This is a genomic window from Bacillus sp. P4_D3 (assembly GCF_056401855.1).
Genome location: NZ_JBFUIN010000493.1, coordinates 1 through 2,382, shown reverse-complemented (window position 1 = coordinate 2,382; position 2,382 = coordinate 1). Strand labels below are relative to the sequence as shown.

The following is a 2,382-nucleotide window of genomic DNA, read 5'->3' as shown; positions in this document are numbered from 1 at the left end:
CAGCCAAGACAACCTTGTTTTAAATTAGCGAAGAAATATAATATTCCAAAGCTACCATTATATTTTCAAGATACAGGATACACAGGTTTTTATTTTCGAGTATTAAAAGAAGGGTGGATATTACCGGTAGATACTTTGAAATTGTTGAGGCCTGATCCAAAAGGTGTGTCAATTTCGTTTGCGAATCGCATAATGCATAAAGAAAAACAAAACTCTGAAGGATTAAAAAGGATTTTAGAAGTAAATGCACTGTCTACTAGTTGGAGAAAGACGTTTGAAAAGCGTATTAGGGGTGAAGAAATAAGTACGAAGGAGCGACTTGAAGGAACAAAATAATAAGTGAATAATATTTTTATAAATGGTGCATTTCTATTAGTAATAAGTTAATTAGAAAGCACCATTTGTATATAATAAACTTATTAATATTCGAAAATCTTTATATGAGTTTATTTGACTTATTTTTAAATAGTCAAAACAAAAAATAAATTAGACTATTTTTTTATGTTTTATGATAATATATTGATTTGAAAGGCCTATTATTCTAGGAGTAGGTCATATAAGTATATCTAATTTAATGGAATCGACGTATGGAGGGACAATATGGGGAATGTTGATAATTTTGCAAATATTATATTAGAAGAACCGAAAAGAGAGCAGTTATTTCCTTTATTTGAAGAAGTGTTTGGGATTACRAGTCAAACATTGCATGATTTTTCAGCGAAAGGATATTGGGATTATACATATAAAGCATTATCATTTTTACAAGATGATAAAGCGATTGCAAATGTTGCGGCATTTTCACTTCCGCTTTTAATTAATGGTGAAAAAATAAATGCAGCGGGTATTCAATCAGTAATGACACATCCGAATTATCGTAGACGAGGATTAATGAAACAATTGTTTAGTAAGATGATAGAGGAAATTGATGAGCAATGCGAGTGTGCGGTCTTGTTTACTGAAAATCCGGAACTATATAAACCATTTGGTTTTCAAATTGTGCAAGAATATTTGATGACGGTATCATACGAAAACAAGAGTGATAAAGATTCTCAACTTAAAAAGTTAGATTTTTATAATGAAGAGGATAGACAATTAATACATGAGATTATTGAAAATGGCCAAAGGCTTTCTAATAAATTTTCAACGTTAAATTACCGCTCTTCGTTTTATTTAAATATGTATGATTCAACATGGAATGAAAACCTTTATTATTCAGAGAAATTAGATGCGCTGATTGTTTTTACAGTAGAAAATCAAAAATTAAAATTATTTGGAGTATTTGCGCCGGTAATTCCGATTTTAGATGAATTATGTGAGGAAATCTCTGGGGAATTTACGGAGATTGAATTTTATTTCTACCCAGATCAATTAGGAATTGATGATGTACAATATACAGAATTACAGACTAGTAAGTATTTAATGGTTCGAAGTAATAAAGAATTAGATTTTAAAGGTTATAAATTCCCGGTATTAACTGAGTTTTAAATATTAATTTAAATGCTTTTTTATGGAGGAATTATGAAAACATCATATATACCAAATCATATTGAGCAACTTACTGTAATGAACGCACCTAAATTTTACAAACTTGAAGACAATGATACATTCATTGTCCATTCGAAAGAAGAAACAGATTTTTGGCTGAAAACCCATTATGGTTTTGAAGTAATGAATGGCCATGTATTTTATGATGAGATAATGACAGATTTTCAGGCTGAAGTTCAATTGCGCATGAATCCAAATGCGACATACGATCAAGCGGGTTTATTTGTTATGATTTCTGAGAAGTGTTGGTTAAAAACATCTTTAGAATATATTCCTGAGGGCCCATCACATTTAGGTGCTGTCGTAACGAATAATGGCTATTCTGATTGGTCAACGCAAGACTATCCAAATGAGTTTGCTAAGCAACAATTAAGTTTTCGAATCATTCGAAAACTTGGCGATTATACAATATATGTGAAAACGAGTCAGCGATGGGAACAAATAAGAATCGCTCATTTGATGGAGGACATAGGTAATGAGCCTGTTAAAATTGGTTTTTATACGTGTAGTCCTTCTGAAAATAATGGATTCGAGACCGAGGTTTTCGATTTTAAAATTGAACAAATATAGATGGGAAAACCGCATTCTTACTAAATGAGAATGCGGTTTTTATTAAGTTAAAGAGTATTCACATCAACTGGCAGTGAAAATGCCTGGTAGATTAAAGTTCCATTTTATTGACTAAAAATGATTTAAAACTTATCATTTAATAATGTTAAATATTAATTTGCATAATATAATAGGACTAATGAAGAAATTACAGACTATATCACTTAAATAAGGAGGAATATGAATTATTCAATGGTAATTTCATGAAAAAAGGAGATTATGTATGAA

3 protein-coding genes are annotated in these 2,382 nt (G+C 30.3%); all 3 read left to right on the top strand.

Features of this window, described 5'->3' with window-relative positions:
- The coding region (locus AC1DTM_RS23190; RefSeq protein ID WP_477000987.1) for a 3-alpha domain-containing protein at positions 1–336 on the top strand (336 nt) is incomplete at its 5' end.
- 264 nt (positions 337–600) lie between these two features.
- Positions 601–1,485, top strand: a complete 885-nt coding sequence (locus AC1DTM_RS23185) for a GNAT family N-acetyltransferase (protein WP_016104847.1) — start codon at positions 601–603, stop codon at positions 1,483–1,485.
- Between the two features lie 33 nt (positions 1,486–1,518).
- A complete protein-coding gene (locus tag AC1DTM_RS23180; RefSeq protein WP_002085622.1) occupies positions 1,519–2,115 on the top strand; it encodes a DUF1349 domain-containing protein in 597 nt (198 codons plus the stop codon).
- Positions 2,116–2,382 lie beyond the last annotated feature (267 nt).